The following is a 16,567-nucleotide window of genomic DNA, read 5'->3' as shown; positions in this document are numbered from 1 at the left end:
AATTCTCTCCAGCTGACATAGAATCGGAATCAGAACGGTTATACACCAGGTTCGGTGACGTTCGGTCAATGCCGGTCATCGAGTGCGACCCCGAGGAGGCCCGCGAACGGCTGGAATCCGCGGGTGCGACCGTCACGGACGGGAACACCGAGCACGAGCGCTGGCGCGCGGAGTACGGCGACGCGTCCGCGGTCGCCTACGACGAGAAGGTCGTGATACAGGGCGCACAGCCCTCAGACATCGAGGCCGTCCTCCGCGACGGCGGCGGCCGAGCGCACTGCTACTTCGACGGCGCCTCCCGCGGCAACCCCGGCCCGGCGGCCATCGGCTGGGTCATCGTCACCAGCGACGGTATCGCCGCCGAGGGCTCCGAACGCATCGGGAACGCGACGAACAACCAGGCCGAGTACGACGCGCTCATCCGGGTGCTGGAGGCCGCGCGCGACTTCGGCTACGACGAACTGGAGATCCGCGGCGACTCCGAACTCATCGTCAAGCAGGTCCGCGGCGAGTACGACACGAACAACCCGACGCTGCGCGAGAAACGCGTCACGGTCCGCGAGCTGCTCTCGCAGTTCGACTCCTGGACGCTCTCGCACGTTCCGCGAGAGATAAACGAGCGCGCCGACAACCTTGCGAACGAAGCACTCGACGATGCCTGAGGACGCCACACAGCCAGACACCGAGGAGCCCGACGACCAGCAGGAACTGCCCGAGGACGTGGTCGAGGAGGCCGAACGCCTCACCCGACTCGCCCGCGAGGCGGTCGACGAAGGTGCCATCGAGTCCTACGAGGACCGCCGAACCGACCTGCTCGCCGACCACGAGTTCACCGCCCGCGTCCGCGATGACGACGACGGCGAGACGCTGGTCCTCCACCCCGAAGAGTGGGTCGAGGACGGCGTCATCCGGACCGACCGCATCGAGGACACCGACCGGGCGGTCGAGGTCTCGCTGTCCGGCCCCGGCGACGCAGAGGAGTGGGAGAACGTCGCGGAACACAACGACGAACTGGTCGCCGCCGTCGCTGCGGAACACGGCGACGTCCACGCGAGCAACGCCCGCAAGTTCGCCGACTTCATGGGGAACCACTACGCGCGGCCGGCCGACAGCGCGACGAGCGCGGAGCTACAGGAGTTCCTGACAGAGTACTATCCACGCAACGCGTGGCCGACAGAGGAGGAGGAAGCAGTGGTCGAGACGTCGCTGCGGCTGGTCTTCGAAACCGCTGAGAAGCGGGTGCCCGATTTCTAGCCCTGTTCGAGGACGGTGTCGAAGTCCTATTCGAGGAGGGCGCGGATCTCGTCCGCGCGCTCGTCGTCCTCGCCGATCTTCGAGAGCGTCCACTCGAGCTGGTCCATGACGGCGTCGTAGCCGTCGTCGGTCAGCTCGTACTGGTTGGTCCGCTTGTCGAGTTCGCTCTTGTCGATGAGCCCGAGCCCGACGAGTTCGTCGAGGTTGGGGTACAGACGGCCGTGGTTGACCTCGGTGCCGTAGTACTCCTCGAGTTCGCGCTTGATGGCGAGCCCGTACATCGGCTCCTTCGCTAGGATGACCAGGATGTTGTGCTGGAACGCGGTAAGCTCGCGCGCGATACCCTGTTGCCCGGTGACTGCTTGTGCCTCTGACATACCTAACTAAATGTCATCAGGCTATTTAACACTTCTCAACTATTAGTGCATTTACTTGCAGTTCGGCCGACCCGTCACTCCCTAGACTCCCTGAGGGGTAGCGATTTCGGGTTACGGATACTATTTTTCGGTCACTTCGAGGTGATATCGTGGCACACAGTCCCTGGACCGGAGATAAACTCCGGGCGAAGGGTAAATACGAAAGGACTTTCCGGGCCGTCCACGGACCCGAGAACGTATGACGAATCTCTGGGAAGACCTCGAAACTGGCCCGAACCCGCCGGAGACCATCTACGCAGTCGTCGAGTGCCTCAAAGGCGAGCGCAACAAGTACGAGTACGAGAAGGACATCCCCGGAGTCGTGCTGGACCGCGTCCTCCACAGCAACGTCCACTACCCCTCGGACTACGGGTTCATCCCGCAGTCGTACTACGACGACGAGGACCCCTTCGACGTGCTCGTCCTCGTCGAGGACCAGACGTTCCCGGGCTGCGTCATCGAGGCGCGCCCCGTCGCCCTCATGAAGATGGACGACGACGGCGAGCAGGACGACAAGGTCATCGCGGTGCCGACCGAGGACCCGCGCTTCGACCACATCCAGGACCTCGACGACATCCCGCAGCAACAGCAGGACGAGATCGACGAGTTCTTCGCGACCTACAAGAACCTCGAGGAGGGCAAGGAGGTCGAGACCCTGGGCTGGGAGGACAAGGAAGCCGCGAAGGAGGCCATCGAGCACGCGATGGACCTCTACGAAGAGAACTTCCAGTAACGCACTCTCGCGGTTCTGTCGTCTTCACCGCCGACTGTTCTACTCGAGTGCCGCCCGGATGGGGCAGACCCGAACCGCACCCGTGAGCAACAGCACTGCACCGACCACGCCGAGGAGGAGCCCGACCGACACGCGTTGGAACCCGGCTCCGGCGACCATGGCGGCGAACATCGCGACCGACCCCAGCCCGATGCGGACCAGCTGCCCGTCGTCGTTGACGTTTCGTTCCATGCCCGCCCGTTGGGTGAGCCCCCTGAAAAACGTACCTCGTCCGGGTCGGCCGGACAGCCCACCGTCGCCACCGCATCGCCCCCGCCAGAGATACGTCCCGGTAATGGGAGCACGACACCCGGATAATTTATGAGCATGGGTAATTTTATCCGGGTTCTGCCCGTACCGCTAGATAGAGATGGCCACCAACAGCGTCCACCCCACGACCGATGTCGACCTCGACGACGAGCCGGAACGCCGTGAATCGACTGGTGGCGTCGGGATGCACCACGTCACGGTCGTCCCAACGAACTTCGAGCGCGAGCCGACGCGCGAAGAGTAACGGATTCTTGCCGGGACCGGCGACCGGCGGCCCGATTGGGCAGTGAAAAGAAGGTTCTTGTAGTCGACTGCAGTACGGGGCGATATGGGTCTCTTCGACCGTCTTCGTGGCGACGACAACCCCCGCGTCGCGTTCTTCGGCATCGACGGGGTACCGTACAGCCTCATCTCCGACAACGAGGAGCGGTTCCCCAACCTGACCGCGCTCGCCCGCGAGGGTAGCGCCGGTCCCATCGACAGCATCGTGCCGCCGGAGTCCAGCGCCTGCTGGCCGTCGCTGACCACCGGCGTCAACCCCGGCGAGACCGGCGTCTACGGCTTCCAGGACCGAGAGGTCGGTACCTACGACACCTACGTCCCGATGGGTGACGACGTGCAGGCCAAGCGCCTCTGGGACCGCGTCCAGGAGGACGGCCGCGACGCGACCGTGATGAACGTCCCCGTGACGTTCCCGCCCCAGCGCAACGTCCAGCGCATGGTCAGTGGCTTCCTCTCGGTCAACGACATGAGCAAGGCCGCATACCCCGACGAGTTCGGCGGCTACCTCGACTCCATCGACTACAAGCTCGACGTCAACGCGAAACTCGGACACGAGGACGACAAGACGGCGTTCATCGAAGACGCCCACGAGACGCTCGAGAAGCGCTACGAGGCCTTCTCGCACTACATCGCGGAGGACGACTGGGACCTCTTCTTCGGTGTCTTCATGACGACCGACCGCGTCAACCACTTCCTCTTCGAGGACTACGAGCGCGACGGCGCGAACAAAGAGGCGTTCCTCGACTTCTACGAGAAGGTCGACGACTACCTCGGCAAGCTCCGCGAGCAGCTCCCCGAGGACGTCACGATGGTCGTCGCGAGCGACCACGGCTTCACCACCCTCGACAACGAGGTCCACCTCAACGAGTGGCTCCAGCGCGAGGGCTGGCTCGAGTTCGACACGGACGAGCCCGAGGAACTCGCGGACATCTCCGAGGACGCCCGCGCGTACTCGTTCATCCCGGGTCGCGTCTACCTCAACCTCGAGGGGCGCGAACCGCGTGGCTCGGTCCCGCAGGACGAGTACGAGGAGGTTCGCGACGAACTCAAGGCCGAACTCGAGGCGCTCGAAGGCCCGGACGGCGAGAAGGTCGCAGAGCGCGTCGTCGAGAAGGAAGAGGCCTTCCGCGGCGACCACGACGACATCGCGCCGGACCTCGTCATCATCCCGAACCACGGCTTCGACCTCAAGGCCGGCTTCAAGGGCCACGACGACGTGTTCACGAAGGGTGCCCGCAACGGGATGCATAGCTTCGACAACGCCTCGCTGTTCGTCGACGACCCCGAGGCGAACATCTCCGACGCCGACCTCTTCGACATCGCGCCGACCATCCTCGACCTGCTGGAGATCGACTTCCAGCGCACCGAGTTCGACGGCGCGAGCCTGGTCTGAGCGCTCGAGAGAAGTTTTTTCACGCGAGTCGCGGTACGGCTGGACATGAGCAGACAGCCCGCGACGAGTATCACGTCCCTCCTCGTCCTCGGGGCCGGGCTGGCCGCCCTGTTCCTCGACGTGAACAACTGGTGGCTGGTGTTCGTCATCGGCTACGCGGTCGTCGTCCCCATCGTCGGCATCCTCACCGGCGAGGACGACGACGAGTTCCTCGACGAGACCGACCGGCGGATGGACGAGGCGCTCGACGACGCGTTCGACCACGCGACAGAGCGCGAGGACCTCTCCGCCTCGAAGCGCGACTCGCTGGAGACCCTCCGCGAGCGGTACGCGCAGGGCGAGCTCTCGGAGGAACAGTTCGAGCGGAAACTGGAGGTACTGCTGGACACCGAGACGCTGGAGGACGCCAGGAACCGGGTCGAACGCGGCAGCGAGCCGGAGACCGAGCGGAACTGACGACCCGGCTCAGAACAGGTCGTCGAGTTCGTCGTTCCGGAAGTTCGCGGCGTGGTCCTCGGGCTCTTTCTCCTGTTGTTGCTGTGCCTCCTTTGCGCGCTCCATGAACTCGTCGATGCGGTTGGACCGTTCGACCCCACCGAGGAGCACGAGCGCGGCGATGCGGTCCGAGTCGAGCGGGAAGTCGCCGCCGCGGACCTGCATCGAGCCGGTCTGGTCCTCGACCCAGCGCCGGGCGCGTTCGACGCCCTTGCGCGGGATGGCCTCGGGACGGCCCGCGACGACCAGCAGCGCCGAGTCGGCCGTGACGGCGTCGGGGAGACTGGTCCCGGTCAGCAGTGCGGACCGGGTGACGCTCGTGACCGCGTTGATGTTGTCCTCGGCGGTCTCGCCGGAGAGGGCGCTGGCGTAGCCCATGCAGGCGATGCCGCCCTCGCGGAGCGTGTTGATGACCTCGGAGGTGTCGACGACGCTCTCGCCGACGCCCTCGACCGCCTCGCCGGAGGCGAACAGCAGGCCGATGCGCTGGGCGATGTTCTGGTTGATGGTGTCGAAGGCCCCTTCGAGGGACTCGCCGGAGTCGTGCCACGCGTCGTTGTCGACGAGGATTGTCGAGTCGGCCTCGCGCACGACGGTCTTCAGCGAGCGACCCGCGTTGGCCTGGTACATCGCGCCCTCGCCGCGGCCGGGGAGGACCCCGAGCGCGTAGATGGGGAGGTCGTAGACGCGCTGGAGCTCGCGGAGGAGGACCGGGGCGCCGCCGGAGCCGGTGCCGCCGCCGAGGCCGGCGACGACGAAGATGGCCTCGGCCTGTGCGGTGATCTTCCCGTCGAGGCTGTCCATGACCTCGATGGCGTCGTCTTGCATCACCTGCGCGCCCAGTTCGTTGTCGCCGCCGACACCGTGGCCCTTCACCGTGTCCTGGCCGACGAGTTGCGTCTCGATGTCGAGGTTCTGGAGGTCGGCACTCGCCGTGTTGACCGCGAGGGCACCCTGCACCGCGTCGAAGTCCATGTTGTAGTCGAACTCGGCCAGGGCCTGCGTGATCTTGCCCCCGGCCTGTCCGACACCGATCAGGACGACTTTCATGTTATCGGCATCCGTAGAGCGGGGGGTAAAGCGTTCCGCCTCGGGATTTAAATACGAACCCGCGGCCAATCGCGACATGTCCGACCAACTGGACGACCGACTGCGGGCGGTCGAGCGCGCCATCGCCGACGAGGACGCGGTTCTCGACGCGGTTGCTGGCGACGGCGGTGCCACGCACACCGGGTTCGAGGCCGGAGCGACCGAACCCGCGACCGGCAGCGCCCCCGAGCAGCCGACGCTCGCGGACCGTCTCGACGAGGTGGAGACCGCCGTCGCCGACCTCGAAGCCGCCGTGCAGGCGCTCCGGGGCTACGCCGGCAACGTCCGGAGCGTGAACGAACGGGTCGAGCAGCGCGCCGACGGGGCGATGGCCGCGGTCGAGTCGCTGGAGGAGCGCGTCGCGGAACTGGAGGCGAGGTCGAGAACCCACGAGAGCGATGTGGGCGAACCGGCCGCCGGCGAGTGGGCGACCAGTCCCGGCCATTCGCGGGACACAGACCACGACCCCTACACGATTCCGGACCCGGACGACGGCCGGGACGAACCGGGGCTCGTGGCCCGCATCCGCGAGGTGCTGTGAGCGTCCGGACGGTCGTCGCGGTCGTACTCGCGCTGGCGCTGCTGGCGGCGACGCTGCCGGCGCTCGATGCGGCGCGCGAGACCCGGAGCGACCAGCAGGTGGCGGCCGACCTCCATCGTCTCGAGGTCGCCGGCGAGGGGCTGCTCGCGACCGAGGATGCGACCCCCGGTCCAGGTGCGAGACGGGTCGTGACGGTCAGGCTGCCGGCCGACGGGTGGACGACCCGCGAGGTGGCCTGGGTGTCGGTCGGTGGCGTCCCCGGCGAGCCGGACGCTCAAGTACTCGCCTACCGGCTGGCAGGCGGGCCGGTTCGGGAGGTTCGTGTCGGTGTCGCGTTCCGGACGCCCGGCGGGCGGCCACTGGTGCTGGAGGGGAGTGGCGAGCATCGGCTCGTGCTGACCCTGCAGCCGGATGGGGAGGGGGTTTGCGTCGGGCGGTCGCGGGACTCCTGAGGCGACTCCGTCGCCTCGTGCTCGCCACCCGGCCAAGCGCGCGCCAGGTGGAGACGGCAGCACTCGTCGCACCCCGGAGTTTAAATCCGAACCCGCGGCCAGCGTGGCCATGTCACTGCGCTCGCTGCTCGGCACCGACTCCGACGACCCCTGTGGTTGCACCGTCTCCTTCGCGGGCGACCGGCTCTCGCTCGACGCGACCGACTGCCCCGGCGGCGACCTCGCGACCGACCCGGACTGCCGGGCGACCGCGGTCGAGGCCCTCGAATCGCGCGACGCCGACAGCGTGGTCGTCAGGGACGGGGGGCTGGAACGGGCCTACGAGGACGACGCCGCGGCCCTGCTGGTCGCGGCGGGCCGGTTCGCCGACGCGACGGCCTTCCACGACCCGGTGCTGGCGGGGCGCACCCGGACCGACCCCCTGCGGGCCGCGGCCGACGCGACGGCCCGGGCCGGACCGGTCGCCGACCTCGTCGCCGAGACCGGCCTCGCCGTCCTCGCGGACCGGGCGGGTGGGTACGAGGAGGCCCTGCGACCGTACGCCGGCCCGACCGTCAGCAAGGCCCGGGTCGCCACCGACCTCCCGCCGGGCGCCACACTCGTCGCCACGCGCGAGACCTGTACGGGGACGACGGTCCGCGAGTACGAGGACGCGACGGGGCGACGATGCTACCACCTCGAACCGGTCGAATCCCGACTGGAAGACGACGACCTCGCGACGCTCGCAGACGCCTACGCCCATCTCGCGGACGGCGGCACCGATGGGGCGGCGCGGGCCCCGGGCAGGGCGGTCCGGGCGGTCGCTGACGAGTCCACGCCGGTCGGGGTCCTCGCGGCCGTCCTCCGCAAGCACACCCGCGAGTACGGCGTCCTCACCGACCTGTTCGCGGACCCGGCCGTCTCCGACGTCTTCGCGTCCGCGCCCGTCACGGAGACGCCCCTCCGGGTGACCGCGGGCGGGCACACCATGCCGACGAACGTGCGGCTCACCGCGGCCGCGGCGGGCGCACTGGCCTCCCGGTTCCGCCAGGAGAGCGGCCGCGCCTTCTCACGCGCCAGTCCGACCCTCGACGCCACGGCCGAGATGGCGGGCGACCCGGTCCGGGTGGCAGGCGTGACCCGCCCCGTCAGCGACGGCCACGGGTTCGCCTTCCGGCGGAACGGCCGCGACGCCTGGACGCTCCCCCGGCTCGTCACGGTCGGGAGCCTCACCGCCGAGGCGGCCGCGTTCCTCTCGCTGGCGGTCGAGCGCGCGGCCGCGATGCTCGTCGCCGGAACCCGCGGGGCCGGCAAGACCACGACCCTCGGGGCGCTGCTGTGGGAGCTCCCGCGTCAGACCCGGACCGTCGTCATCGAGGACACGCCGGAGCTCCCGGTCGCAGCCCTCCAGACCGGCGGCCGGGACGTGCAGGCGCTGCACACCACGACCGGGGACGGCCCGAGCGTCGCCCCCGACGAGGCGCTCCGGACCGCCCTCCGCCTCGGCGAGGGTGCCCTCGTCGTCGGCGAGGTCCGCGGGGAGGAGGCCCGCGTGCTCTACGAGGCGATGCGGGTCGGTGCGAGCGGGAGCGCGGTCCTGGGAACCATCCACGGCGACGGCGGGGCCGACGTGCGCGAACGCGTCGTCGCCGACCTCGGGGTCCCCGAGTCCTCCTTCGGCGTCACCGACCTCGTCGTCACCTGCCGCCCGGTCGAGACAGCATCCGATGCCGGAACCGCGCGCCGAATCGCCCGCATCGAGGAGGTCCGCTCCGGCGACGACGGCGTCCACTTCGCGCCCCTGTTCGCCCTCGACGGGCTGGCGCTCGAACCGACCGGCCGCATCGACCGCGGCGAGAGTTCGCTGGTCGCCGGGCTCGCCGGTCCGACCGAGTCCTACGCCGACGTGCGCCGGGCGCTGCAGGAGCGAACCGACGAGATCGCCGGGCTGGTCGCCGACGGCCGGACCGCGCCCGCCGACCTGCCAGGGGGACCGTGCTGATGCAGTTCTGGGTCGGCTGGTGCCGGTTCCTCGCCAGGGGCTACCCGTGGCCCGTCGACGTGAGCGACGAGCTGGACCGGGCAACGACCTTCCTCGAGAGCGACCTTGCTCCCGAGACGGTGACCCGCGCGGGCTACACCGCGGCTGGTCTGGGTGCCGTCGTCGCCGCGGCCGCAGCCTCGGTCCTCGGAGTCACTCCCGCGACCGTCCCGCTGGTCGCACTCGCCGCCGGCCTCGTTCTCGCGCACGTGGTCCACTCGACCCCCTGCTGGCTGGCGAGCCTCCGTCAGTCCGCGGCCCTGGGCGACGCGCCGGACCTCGTCGGCCGCGCCGTCCTCCGGATGCACGTCGAACCGACCGCCGAGAGCGCCGCCGCCTTCGCCGCCGAGAGCGACGACGGCCCCCTGGCGGCCAGCCTCGGCCAGCACGTCCGTGGCGCGGCCGGGACGCCCGAGAGCGGCCTCGGCTCCTTCGTCGCCGCGTGGCGCGACACCTTCCCGGCGCTCCGGCGCGCCCTGAACCTCGTGGTGGCGGCAGCCGACGCCCCGGCCGGCGAGCGTTCCCGGACCCTCGACCGGGCGATGACCGCCGTCCTCCGGGGGACCCGCGACCGACTGGCCAGTTTCACCGCGACCGTGCAGGGGCCGGTGACGGGTATCTACGCCTTCGGGGTCCTGCTCCCCCTCGCACTGGTCGCGGTCCTCCCCGCTGCCCGGGTCGCCGGGCTACCGGTGACCATCGGCGCACTCGTGGTGACCTACGACGGCCTGCTCCCCGCGATGCTGCTCGTCGCCAGCGCGTGGCTGTTCACCCGCCGGCCAGTCGCCTTCCCGCCGCCGGCGGTCTCGCGGGCGCATCCCGACGTGCCCAGCCGCCCCTGGCGCGCGCTGGCAGCCGGCGCGTTGTCCCTCGGGCTCGCGGTCCTCGGCGTGCCACTGCTGGCCCCCGGCTGGCTGACTCCCCTCGTCGCGCCCGCGCTCGGCGTCGGCGTCGCGCTCTCGGTCTGGTACCGCCCGGTCGCGGCGGTCAGAGACCACGCGAAGGCGGTCGAGTCGAACCTCGTCGACGCCCTCTACCTCGTCGGCCGCCGGGTCGCCGAGGGCGAGGCCGTCGAAGCCGCCCTGGACCACGCCGCCGGCGAGGTGTCGGGCGAGACCGGCGACGTGCTGGCCGCGGCTTGCCGCCGGCAGCGCCAGCTCCGGGTCGGCGTGCGCGAGGCGTTTCTCGGCGAGCACGGCGCCCTCGCCCGGGTCCCGAGCCCTCGCGCGCGGAGTACCGCCGCGTTGCTCGCGCTGGCGGCCGCCGAGGGTGCCCCGGCGGGCCGCGCCATCGTCTCGATGGCCGACCACCTCGACGACCTGCAGGCGCTCGAACGCGAGTGCCAGCACGACCTCGCCCGCGTGACCGGGACCCTCCGGAGCACCGCGACAACTTTCGGGCCACTCGTCGCCGGCGCGACGGTCGCGATGGCCGACGGGATGGGCCTCGGGGGCGGCGCGGTGGGGGCCCTCGGCGGCCCCGGTGGCGGCTCGATGACCGCTCCGCCACTTGCCACCCCCGACCTCGGCCTCGCGGTCGGGGCCTACGTCCTCCTGCTCTCGGTCGTCCTCACCGTGCTCGCGACCGGCCTCCAGCACGGGCTGGACCGGACCCTCGTGGGCGTGCGCGTCGGTCGCGCCCTCCCGACCGCGGCGCTGGTCTACGCCGGGGCGTTCCTGGCTGCCGGGGCGATGGTGTGAGCGACTGGAACCGGAGTACCACCGTGGCGCGCGCTGGCGAGCAGGTCGAGCGGGAGCGAGACTGCGAGGTGGAAGCGCGCGAGGTCCGCACGAGCCTGCGAGTGCGGGCTCGTGAGAGCTTGCTCTCACGGTGGACGACCGGAGTGGAGCCTGCGGAACGGAGGGGGTCGGCTAGGGATGGTGTGGTTCGGTCTCCATCTCCGCCGGCGCGAGCACGCTGCGCGTCGCCACTTCACCGGAATCGCCAGCACGCCAGCACTGAACTCACAGACTCCGGCGAGACTGCTCACACACTCTGCACAGCCAAGCCTTCAAATACGAACCCGCGGCCAGCATCGGCATGCCAGACCTCCCGATAGACGCGTGGTACTGCTGGGTCGGCCTCGCTGCGGCGAGCCTCGCCGTCGCCGGCGTCGCCGTCGAACTCCCGACCAGACCGGCGCCCGATGCGGCCGCGGCCGCCGACACCGTCGACGCGGTCGCCGCTGCCTCGTATCCCACGACCGCCGAGCATCCGGTCGACGCGAGCGCGGTCCGACTCGACCCGCACCGGCTCTCGCTCCGCAACGCCGGCGGGACGACCCACGCGACCTTCGGGTTCGGGCCGGTCGTTCCCGTCGCGGCCGACTCGCGGCTCCAGCGCGTCGCGACAGGCGACCCGCCATCGAGCGTGTTCGACTCGCCAGTCGCGTTCGCCCGCGCGGTCGAGCAGGCTCGGGAGCGGACGGAGTCCCGCGACGCGACGTGGCGGCAGGCGCCAGCCCGCATCCGGATCACCCGCGTCCACTGGGAGGGGACGAATGTCACGCTGGTCGATGCGTGAGCAGCCGGCGGCGCGACGGTCGAACAGCCGCGCCCAGGTCGAACCGACCGCCGCCCTCGTCGCAGTCTTCGCGGTCTGTGTCGGGCTGGCGCTGTTCGCCGGGGGGCTCGATGCGACCCTGGCGCGGGTCGGCGGCGACGAGACGGGCCAGCGGGACCTCGCGACACCGACGCTCCGGCAGGCCCACGCGGCGGTCGCCCCCGACGGGGTCGCCGACCCGGGCCGCCTCACGGCCGCCGCGGGGACCGGCCCCGACGGCTACCACGTCGCCGTCACGCTCATCGCCGAGGGGGAACGCTGGCGGGTCGGCCCCGCATCGCCGCCGCACGTCTCGACCGCGGCTCGGCCGGTCAGCGTGCGCCTCGAACCCGGCGTCGTGGTGAGTGGCACCCTGCGCGTGGAGGTGTGGGAATGAGGGGTAGAATGAGAGGTGCGTGGACCGGTTCGCGGGGCGTCAGCACCGTCCTCGACGTGAGCCTCTGCCTGCTGCTCGTCTCCGCGAGCGTCCTCGTCCTGACGACGGCTCAGGCGCCGACGGCCCCGGACCCGACCAGCGCCGACCACGCCGCCGAACTCCTCGGGAGCACGACCGCGACGGTCGAGTACTCGCTCGCACCCGGCGCGACACGGGCCGACCAGTCGGTCGTGCCCTTCCCCGACACCGAGGGCGCGGCCTTCGACCGGCAAGCCCACGGCTCGCTGGCCGACCTGCTGGCGAGGGCCGCGGTCGCCAACGCGACGGTCGATGGTCGACCCATCTCACAGGCCGGCGACGGGTTCGAGGGCGCGGTCGAGAACGCGACGCGCCGCCGACTCGCCGGCCTCGACCACGAGTGGCAGGTCGTCGCGACCTGGCGGCCGACCGGTCACGGCCCCGGCCCCGGCCCCGCCCCGGTCTGGGGTCGCGTCACCGTCGGGACCTCACCGCCCCGGACTGCCGACGTGCACGCGGCGAGCCTCCGCGTCGCGGTCGAGCCAGGTATCGAAGCGTCGACGGCAGCAGGCGACTGGGACCGCGTCGGCTACCGGACCGCCGCGACGACGGTCCGCACGCTGTTCCCGCCCGACAGAAGTCACCTCGCCCTGCTCGGGGAGTACCCGACCGACCGCCTCACGGCGTACCGGTACCGCCGCGCGGCCGGCCTGCTCGGGACCGACCTCGACGGGACGCTCGAGGAGGCCGACACCCACCGGGCGAACCAGCGACTGGCCGCCGCCCTCGCGCCGCGGGTCGAACAGGCGCTTCGCAGCCGGTACGACTCCCCGGCGGCGGCTGGTTCCGCAGCCAGCCCCGGAACCGTCGTCGTCACCGTCAGGACGTGGTCCGGATGAGACTGGCAGACGACGAGCGCGCCCGCGTCCCCTTCGCCCTCGTCGGCGTGTTCCTGCTGGTCAGTAGCGCGGCGCTGGTCGGCACCCTCGCGACCCGGGCACCCGGCGGTACCACGCCCGCGGCCGACCTCGCCGCCGACCGGGCCGATGCCGCGGTGAACGCGGCGCTCCGGGGCGCGGTCCGGCGGGCGAGTGTCAACGCCGGCGCGAACCCGGTGCTCTCGACGGCCGACACGCCCTACGGCCGGATTCTGAACGACTCGACGCCGTTCCGGGACGCGCTCCGGCTCCGGGTCTACCGGCAGGCACAGGCCGCGCTCGGACGGGTCGACATCGGGGTCCGGGGCGCCCGCGCGACCGCGAGCCTGCCCCGCATCTCCGATCCGGTCACGGCCCGGCTGGCGAAAGAGCGCGTCCATCTCCAGCGGACCGGCAACGGGACGATGCGAGTCCGCGTGGAGAACATCACGGTCCGGATTCGCGCTCGTGGGCGGGTGGTCGCCGTCGAGGAGCGCACTGTCCGGTTCACCGCCGCGACGCCGGTCCTGCTCGTCCACGACCGGGTGGCCGACTTCGAGGCGCGGCTGAACCGCGGCCCGACCGAGGGCCCCGGCTTCGGCCAGCAGTTCGCCGCCCGCCTGTACGCCTGGGCGTGGGCCCGGGGCTACGTCCAGTACGGCACGAGTTCGGCCGGCAAGAAGGGGCAGGACGGCGGCACCGTGTCGAACGTGCTCTCCTCGAGCTACGTCTCGCTCTCGGCCAACGAGGCCGCCCTCGCGACACAGCAGGGGAGCTTCGGCCGGCCCGACGACGCCGGGACGCGCGCCCTCGGCCGGGCCCGGGCAAGGATCCTCGCCAGCGAGGCCCTCGGGCAGGCCCAGACCGTCGAGACCGGGATGTCCCCCGAGGGCTGGCTCGACCTCGTCCTCGGGGACCCGGACGGGACGCTCGCCAACGCCGCCCCCGAGATTCCCGAACCGACGACGCCCGAGACGACCGCCGGTGACCCGGTCCGCGTCGGCGTGAACGAGAGCGCCGACGATGCGTTTCGCGCACTGCTGGCCGACTCGGAGGGGTCCTCTGACGGGGCCGGCCCCACGCTTGCCGACGTCATCGCGGAGACCTACAGTGCGGACGTGGCCATCAGGAGTCGCGTGACCCTGGTCTCGTCCGACCCCGAGCCGGCTCCTGAGTCGCCGGGACCAGGATGGGAACTCGTCGACAGAACCGTGGCGACGTCGGTGGCGGCCGCCCCGGGCACGGCAGCCCTGCCGGCGCCGGGGCCCCGACAGTCGCGACTCCAGAGCGACGAGCGCGTCGTGACCGTCGACCGGACGACGACGTGGCGCTGGCAGACCGAGAACCGGTCCGACGCCCTGGACTGGAACCGGAGTTCGCCCGAGACGCGCGTCACGACGGCGGACCACGGCAGCCGGTACCGGGTCGGCCTCGCGGTGGTGGCCACGCCCGCACCAGCTGCCCCGGGGCCCGATGGCCCCATCGCCGGTGTCTTCGAGCAACCCGGGCCTCTCGGCGGCGGCAACCTGGTCGACGTGCGCGCTGGGGCCGGCGACCTCGTCGCGGACCGTGGCGGTCCCGACGCGCTGGCGGAACGGGCCGCCACCGGTAGCCTCGACGCTGGCGAGACGCGGCTCACCGGGGAACCGCCCGTGGGCATCGAGTCGTCCGTCTACCGCGGCCTGCCGGCACTCCGCGAGACCGTCCGGAACATCTCGGTCGAGCACGCGCGGGGCGACCTCGCGACGACGGCGACGCCGGCACTCGACCTCGCGGAGCGCATCCGCGAGCGCGAGGCCGCCCTCGTCGATGCGCCTGAATCGTACGACAGCGTGTCCGAGCGCGCCCGCGTCGCGGCCCGGATCGTCTACCTCGACCGGGTGCGCGCGGAACTGCGCGAGCGCGCCGAGTCGACCACGCAGGCCCGCGCTGGCCTCGGGAGCGTCCTCGGCGACTACGGACTCTCACTGGACGGGGTGGCGGCGACGATGGACGCACAGGCGCAGGCGACGGTCCCCGAGAGCCGCCGGTTCGGCCACGGCGGCCCCACCGGCCCGGTCCAGCTCTCCGTCGACGGCGTCCCCTCGTACCTCGTCCTGAACGCGGTCGAGAGCCACCGGGCCCCGGCCATCCACTCCTCGGGCTACCACCCGCTCGTCGCCCGGAACGTCAACCTGTTCACCGTCCCCTACGGCGATGCGGCCGACACGGTTGCGGGCGTGGGCGGCGGGGGCGGCAGTGGTGGTGGCGGGGGGTCCGCCTCGACAGACCTGCGGGTCGCGACACGCGCCCTCGTCGAGATGGAGTACGCCGCACCACTCCTCGAAGAGGAGGCCGCCCGGCGCAAACGGGCGAAACTGGCCGCCTCTGTCGAGTCGGCCCTCGGCGACGTGCAGGACCGCGTCGCCGCGGACCTCGCCGCGGAGACCGACCTCAGACGTCCCGAAGCCGAGTCGGCCGTGGCGGCCGCCCTCGACCGCTGGCCGACGACCGCGACGCGGGCACAGGCCGCGATGAACGGCTCGCTGGCGCCCGCGGTCGCCGAGAGCGTCCTCGCCCGGTCTGCTCGCGCCGAGACAGACCGCTGGCGCGACGAGCAGACCGTCCTCGCGCGGGTGTCGATACGGGACGCGGTCCGGGCCGAGACGGCCAGACCCGACGAGGCGGTCGTCGCGGACGCGGTCGGCTTCCTCCGGGCGAGACAGGACGCCATCGAGAAGGCAGCCACGGTGGCCGATGCCGCCGGGCGGGACCGGGGTGCGCGGGCGTCGAAGTACGGCAACGAGTCGATGTACTCGGTGTTCGCCGGCCTCCCGCTCGTCCCGTTCTACTCGTGGGTCGCGACGGTCAACGTCTGGGTCGTCGACGTGCGCGGGACCTACGCCCGGTTCACCGTCCGCGCCCGGCAGGGCGGCCCGGACGACCCCGGTGGCTCGTTCGTCTACAGCCGCGACGGCAGCGCCGTCTCGGTGGACCTCGACGGGGATGGTGCCGGCGAGCGCCTCGGCCGGGCCGACCGCGTCACCTTCGAGAACCGGGTCGGCGTCCTCGTGGTCGTTCCGCCCGGGCGGAACGGGGTCGGCGACTTCGACGGGAACATGGACGAGCGCTCGCCGGGCTGGCCAGACCCGGGGCCGACGGTCTGGCCGCCGCGTGATGAAGCCGACGGTGATAGCCACGGCAGCGAGGACGAGAACGAGACGACGCGGCAGGATTCGGCACGATACAGCAAGCCCTTGTACGCCCCCGCCGAAGCCTCCCGACATGTTCCACGAACAGCGGATGGACGTCTCGGGGCTGACGCCCGCCGACCTCGAATCCGAGTACGCCGATGACCTCGCCGCGGTCGTCGAGTCCGTCGGGGTCGACACGGTCGTCGGCTCGACCGGACTGGACCGGGCGAGCGTCGAGCAACTGGCACAGGGCGAGTTGCCCACGGACTTCAGCCTCGAGGAGGCCGCCGAGGTGCAATCGCTGGCCGAGGGCGTCGCCGACCCCGACACGGTCGTCGAGATGGCGTGCGAGCACCTCCTGCTCGGGATGTCGACGGGCGTGATGAACATCGAGACCGTGGCGGCCGACCTCGATTCGGACCTCGACCTCGACCCGAAGGACGTCCAGCAGAAGATCGAACGGCGCGCGCCGATGTCGTTCCACGAGTTCGTCCACGTCCAGCACGTCATCGCGAGCAAGCAGCGCTGACCCGGCCG

The 16,567-nt window shown here is 71.3% G+C and carries 18 protein-coding genes; 15 read left to right on the top strand and 3 right to left on the bottom strand.

The genetic code is table 11. The features are described 5' to 3' along the window. The first annotated feature begins 68 nt into the window (after positions 1-68). Together rnhA and NOV86_RS15590 are read left to right on the top strand one after the other, a co-directional pair. Complete coding sequence (gene rnhA, locus NOV86_RS15595) at positions 69-662, top strand: ribonuclease HI (protein ID WP_267642537.1); 594 nt, start codon at positions 69-71, stop codon at positions 660-662. Further along, positions 655-1,254 (top strand): DUF7108 family protein, encoded by a 600-nt coding sequence (locus NOV86_RS15590; RefSeq protein ID WP_267642536.1) that lies wholly within the window; start codon positions 655-657, stop codon positions 1,252-1,254. Before rnhA ends, NOV86_RS15590 begins: the two co-directional genes overlap by 8 nt. Before the next feature lie 26 nt (positions 1,255-1,280). Here the strand turns inward: NOV86_RS15590 and NOV86_RS15585 are convergent, their stop codons facing one another. After that, complete coding sequence (locus NOV86_RS15585; RefSeq protein WP_267642535.1) at positions 1,281-1,631, bottom strand: PadR family transcriptional regulator; 351 nt, start codon at positions 1,629-1,631, stop codon at positions 1,281-1,283. A gap of 238 nt (positions 1,632-1,869) precedes the next feature. Between NOV86_RS15585 and NOV86_RS15580 the strand changes: the two genes are divergently transcribed. After that, a complete protein-coding gene (locus tag NOV86_RS15580) occupies positions 1,870-2,403 on the top strand; it encodes an inorganic diphosphatase (RefSeq protein WP_267642534.1) in 534 nt (177 codons plus the stop codon). Positions 2,404-2,442: 39 nt separating this feature from the next. On the opposite strand, the gene NOV86_RS15575 is transcribed toward NOV86_RS15580, so the two are convergent. Then, on the bottom strand, positions 2,443-2,634 hold the full coding sequence (locus tag NOV86_RS15575; protein WP_267642533.1) for a YgaP family membrane protein: 192 nt from the start codon (positions 2,632-2,634) through the stop codon (positions 2,443-2,445). A 178-nt stretch (positions 2,635-2,812) separates the two neighbouring features. Between NOV86_RS15575 and NOV86_RS15570 the strand changes: the two genes are divergently transcribed. From NOV86_RS15570 to NOV86_RS15560, 3 genes are all read left to right on the top strand, one after another. Beyond that, positions 2,813-2,956: a hypothetical protein gene (locus NOV86_RS15570; protein WP_267642532.1), complete on the top strand. Its 144-nt coding sequence runs from the start codon at positions 2,813-2,815 to the stop codon at positions 2,954-2,956. 84 nt (positions 2,957-3,040) lie between these two features. After that, positions 3,041-4,387 carry an alkaline phosphatase family protein gene (locus NOV86_RS15565; protein WP_267642531.1) on the top strand — a complete coding sequence of 449 codons (1,347 nt, stop codon included), beginning with the start codon at positions 3,041-3,043 and terminating at the stop codon, positions 4,385-4,387. Between the two features lie 45 nt (positions 4,388-4,432). Next, complete coding sequence (locus NOV86_RS15560) at positions 4,433-4,843, top strand: SHOCT domain-containing protein (RefSeq protein ID WP_267642530.1); 411 nt, start codon at positions 4,433-4,435, stop codon at positions 4,841-4,843. 9 nt (positions 4,844-4,852) lie between these two features. Here NOV86_RS15560 and NOV86_RS15555 read toward each other — a convergent pair whose 3' ends face one another. Further along, entirely contained in the window at positions 4,853-5,932 is a 1,080-nt protein-coding gene (locus NOV86_RS15555; RefSeq protein ID WP_267642529.1) for a tubulin/FtsZ family protein, read from the bottom strand. Positions 5,933-6,008: 76 nt separating this feature from the next. On the opposite strand from NOV86_RS15555, the gene NOV86_RS15550 reads away from it, so the two are divergent. From NOV86_RS15550 to NOV86_RS15510, 9 genes are all read left to right on the top strand, one after another. After that, positions 6,009-6,512 (top strand): DUF7310 family coiled-coil domain-containing protein, encoded by a 504-nt coding sequence (locus NOV86_RS15550; protein WP_267642528.1) that lies wholly within the window; start codon positions 6,009-6,011, stop codon positions 6,510-6,512. Then, positions 6,509-6,964, top strand: coding sequence for a DUF7311 family protein (locus NOV86_RS15545; protein ID WP_267642527.1), 456 nt, complete (start codon positions 6,509-6,511; stop codon positions 6,962-6,964). Before NOV86_RS15550 ends, NOV86_RS15545 begins: the two co-directional genes overlap by 4 nt. A 109-nt stretch (positions 6,965-7,073) precedes the next feature. Then, positions 7,074-8,945 carry an ATPase, T2SS/T4P/T4SS family gene (locus NOV86_RS15540; protein WP_267642526.1) on the top strand — a complete coding sequence of 624 codons (1,872 nt, stop codon included), beginning with the start codon at positions 7,074-7,076 and terminating at the stop codon, positions 8,943-8,945. After that, positions 8,945-10,684 (top strand): type II secretion system protein, encoded by a 1,740-nt coding sequence (locus NOV86_RS15535; protein WP_267642525.1) that lies wholly within the window; start codon positions 8,945-8,947, stop codon positions 10,682-10,684. Before NOV86_RS15540 ends, NOV86_RS15535 begins: the two co-directional genes overlap by 1 nt. A gap of 340 nt (positions 10,685-11,024) precedes the next feature. Next, entirely contained in the window at positions 11,025-11,507 is a 483-nt protein-coding gene (locus tag NOV86_RS15530) for a DUF7283 family protein (protein WP_267642524.1), read from the top strand. Then, the gene (locus tag NOV86_RS15525; protein ID WP_267642523.1) at positions 11,485-11,922 is read left to right on the top strand and encodes a DUF7285 family protein; all 438 of its coding nucleotides are present in this window, start codon (positions 11,485-11,487) and stop codon (positions 11,920-11,922) included. Before NOV86_RS15530 ends, NOV86_RS15525 begins: the two co-directional genes overlap by 23 nt. Next, positions 11,919-12,839: a DUF7284 family protein gene (locus tag NOV86_RS15520; protein ID WP_267642522.1), complete on the top strand. Its 921-nt coding sequence runs from the start codon at positions 11,919-11,921 to the stop codon at positions 12,837-12,839. The genes NOV86_RS15525 and NOV86_RS15520 overlap by 4 nt, the downstream gene beginning before the upstream one ends. Then, complete coding sequence (locus NOV86_RS15515; protein WP_267642521.1) at positions 12,836-16,192, top strand: DUF7286 family protein; 3,357 nt, start codon at positions 12,836-12,838, stop codon at positions 16,190-16,192. The genes NOV86_RS15520 and NOV86_RS15515 overlap by 4 nt, the downstream gene beginning before the upstream one ends. After that, a complete protein-coding gene (locus tag NOV86_RS15510; protein ID WP_267642520.1) occupies positions 16,122-16,559 on the top strand; it encodes a DUF5791 family protein in 438 nt (145 codons plus the stop codon). The genes NOV86_RS15515 and NOV86_RS15510 overlap by 71 nt, the downstream gene beginning before the upstream one ends. The last annotated feature ends 8 nt before the right edge of the window (positions 16,560-16,567 follow it).

The organism is Haloarchaeobius amylolyticus, assembly GCF_026616195.1.
GTDB lineage: Archaea > Halobacteriota > Halobacteria > Halobacteriales > Natrialbaceae > Haloarchaeobius > Haloarchaeobius amylolyticus.
Note: the sequence above shows the minus strand (reverse complement) of the source record. Positions and strands in the feature narration are given on the sequence as shown.